This is a genomic window from Streptomyces sp. NPDC002130 (assembly GCF_040296465.1).
GTDB lineage: Bacteria > Actinomycetota > Actinomycetes > Streptomycetales > Streptomycetaceae > Streptomyces.
Genome location: NZ_JBEOXI010000505.1, coordinates 1 through 2,844, shown reverse-complemented (window position 1 = coordinate 2,844; position 2,844 = coordinate 1). Strand labels below are relative to the sequence as shown.

General features: G+C 63.6%; 2 protein-coding genes, 1 tRNA gene and 1 pseudogene. 2 read left to right on the top strand and 2 right to left on the bottom strand.

Features of this window, described 5'->3' with window-relative positions:
* Positions 1 to 129 precede the first annotated feature (129 nt).
* Positions 130 to 202: transfer RNA gene (locus tag ABT116_RS41865), tRNA-His, on the bottom strand.
* A gap of 84 nt (positions 203 to 286) precedes the next feature.
* Positions 287 to 886 carry an oligoribonuclease gene (gene orn / locus ABT116_RS41860; RefSeq protein WP_024487359.1) on the bottom strand — a complete coding sequence of 200 codons (600 nt, stop codon included), beginning with the start codon at positions 884 to 886 and terminating at the stop codon, positions 287 to 289.
* Between the two features lie 79 nt (positions 887 to 965).
* On the opposite strand from orn, the pseudogene ABT116_RS41855 reads away from it, so the two are divergent.
* Both ABT116_RS41855 and ABT116_RS41850 read left to right on the top strand, forming a co-directional pair.
* Positions 966 to 2,129, top strand: a pseudogene (locus tag ABT116_RS41855) (helicase HerA-like domain-containing protein); the annotation flags it as partial.
* Positions 2,130 to 2,160: 31 nt separating this feature from the next.
* The coding region (locus ABT116_RS41850) for a glycosyltransferase (RefSeq protein ID WP_351645611.1) at positions 2,161 to 2,844 on the top strand (684 nt) is incomplete at its 3' end.

Below are 2,844 nucleotides of genomic sequence, written 5' to 3'. Positions count from 1 at the left end.
GGGCGCGAGAGCCTGTTCCAGGGCTTGGCTCACCCTTTGAAAAAAACCGGCTCGTCCGTATCTTAGTCAAGCGCACAAACCAAAAGAACCCCCGAGAATGTCTTTCGACATTCTCGGGGGTTCCGCTTGGGTGAGCGACGGGACTCGAACCCGCGACAGCCAGGATCACAACCTGGTGCTCTACCAACTGAACTACGCCCACCATTGCCTCGGCCACCGGTTTGACCCGGCTGCTTTGACGAAAGAGATACTAGCGCGAAAGTCGGTCAGGAAGCCAATCGGCAGGTCAGGCGGGACCCAAGCCCTCTACGACGGCTGCGATCTCCGCGCTCGACGGTCCGGGCGCCGCGACGAATGCGGTGCCGCGGTAGTACTTGAGTTCGCGGATGGATTCCTTGATGTCGGCGAGCGCTCGGTGGGCGAGACCTTTTTCGGGCTGGCCGAAGTAGATCCGCGGGTACCAGCGGCGCGAAAGTTCCTTGATGGAGCTCACGTCGATCATCCGGTAGTGCAGGTAGGTGTCCAGTGCCGTCATGTCGCGTGAGATGAATCCGCGGTCGGTGGCGATGGAGTTGCCTGCCAAGGGCGCCGTACCGGCGACGGGAACGTGCTTGCGGATGTACGCGAGCACTTCTTTCTCCGCCTCGGCGAGGGTGACCGTCGACTTCCTGACCTCTTCGGTCAGTCCCGACTTCGCGTGCATCTTCTTCACGACGTCGGGCATTGCCGCCAGAGCGTCGTCGTCGGCGTGGATGACGATGTCCACACCTTCGCCCAAGATGTTCAAGTCGCTGTCGGTCACCAGAGCCGCAATCTCGATGAGTTTGTCCGACTCGAGTCGCAGCCCGGTCATTTCACAATCGATCCATACCAATTTGTCCTGCACCAGGAACACAGTAGTGCGCGCGGCCGCGGGATAAGGTCTGCGGTGGAAACTCGGGTGCGTGCAGGACGGCGCTCGGGTGATGACAAGATCTTCGCCGCACTGCAACGAGGAGGGCTTTTCGATGACCGTGGATCCGAAGGACGGAGCCGCGCCGCTGACGCCGGCGGAGAAGGCGAAAGCTGCAAAGGCCGCCGCTGCCGAAGCCGCCCGGATTGCAGCTGAAGCCGCCGCAGCAGCCGAGGAAGCGGAGAAGGAAGCGGCTGCCGCTGAAGCCGAAGCATCTGCAGGTGCTACCCCCGCCGCCCCGGCGCCGTCCGGTGCTGCAGCTGAAATCGCGGCGGGCTACTCATCCGAAGGTCGAGCACTCGAGCTGGGCTCGGTGGTGATCGACGGGGTGGCAGATCCCACCGCGCGGGTGCGGATTCCGTTGGCGACGATCAACCGTCACGGCCTGATCGCCGGTGCGACGGGTACCGGCAAGACCAAGACGTTGCAGGGCATCGCCGAGCAGCTGTCTGCCGCGGGTGTGCCAGTGGTGATGGCCGACGTCAAGGGCGATCTCTCGGGTCTGTCGAAGGCAGGGGAGCCGAGCGAGAAGATGAAGGCTCGCGCAGTCGAGACGGGTGACGATTCGTGGACTCCCGCAGGGATGCCCGTGGAGTTCTTGTCGTTGGGTACTGACGGAATCGGTATCCCGGTGCGCGCGACCATCACCAGTTTCGGGCCGATCCTGCTCAGTAAAGTGTTGGGCCTCAACGAGACCCAGGAATCGACACTCGGGCTGATCTTCCACTGGGCCGACACTCAGGGCCTCGCTCTGCTGGACCTCAAGGATCTGCGTTCGGTCATCGCCCACCTGACGAGCGCTGAGGGCAAGGCGGATCTGAAAGGTATCGGTGGAGTTTCCTCGGCAACCGCCGGAGTGATTCTGCGCGCCTTGGTCAACCTCGAAGCCGACGGCGGTGACACCTTCTTCGGCGAACCGGAACTCGAGACCGAGGACCTGTTGCGTGTCGTCGGCGGCGCCGGCGTGATTACGCTGTTCGAACTCGGCGCTCAGGCGGCACGCCCGGCGATGTTCTCCACCTTCCTGATGTGGGTGCTCGCGGACCTGTTCCAGACGCTGCCGGAGGAGGGAGATCTGGACAAGCCGAAGCTCGTGTTCATCTTCGACGAGGCGCACCTTCTGTTCGCGGACGCGTCGAAGGCCTTCCTTCAGCAGGTGGAACAGACGGTCAAGCTGATTCGTTCCAAGGCCCGAACTTCACACGAACATGACGTGGACTTTTCCTGGCCCTGTCACCGTTCTCGATGTGAGAGTAGCCATCGTTGCGGAGTCATTCCTGCCCAACATGAACGGCGTCACCAACTCGGTACTACGCGTGCTCGAACACCTCGATCGCACTGGCCACGACGCCATGGTCATTGCGCCAGACACCGTCGGATCCGACACCTCTGCCGCCACCGAACACGACGGCGTGCAGGTAGTTCGGGTGCCGGCCGTCATGGTTCCCAAAGTCAGTTCACTTCCCGTCGGTCTGCCGCAACCACGCCTGACCACAGCCGTGCGGACCTTCGCGCCCGACGTCGTCCATCTGGCATCGCCGTTCCTGCTCGGCGCCGGGGGAGTGGCCGTCGCCAAGAGGCTCGGGATCCCCACCGTCGCGGTGTACCAAACCGATGTCGCCGGATTTGCCGAAAGCTACGGGCTCGGCGTCACGAGCCGCGCCGCGTGGGCGTGGACCCGTCGAATCCACAAGAGCTGCAACAGGACCCTCGCGCCCTCCACGTCGGCAGTCGACGCGCTCGAAGAGCACGGCATTCCGCGTGTGCACCGATGGGCCCGGGGCGTCGACGCACAACGATTCGCGCCTTCGCGTCGTAGTTCGGTGTTGCGGCAGTCCTGGATCGGTGACAGCGACCGGTTGGTGGTCGGTTTCGTCGGTCGCCTCGCGCCC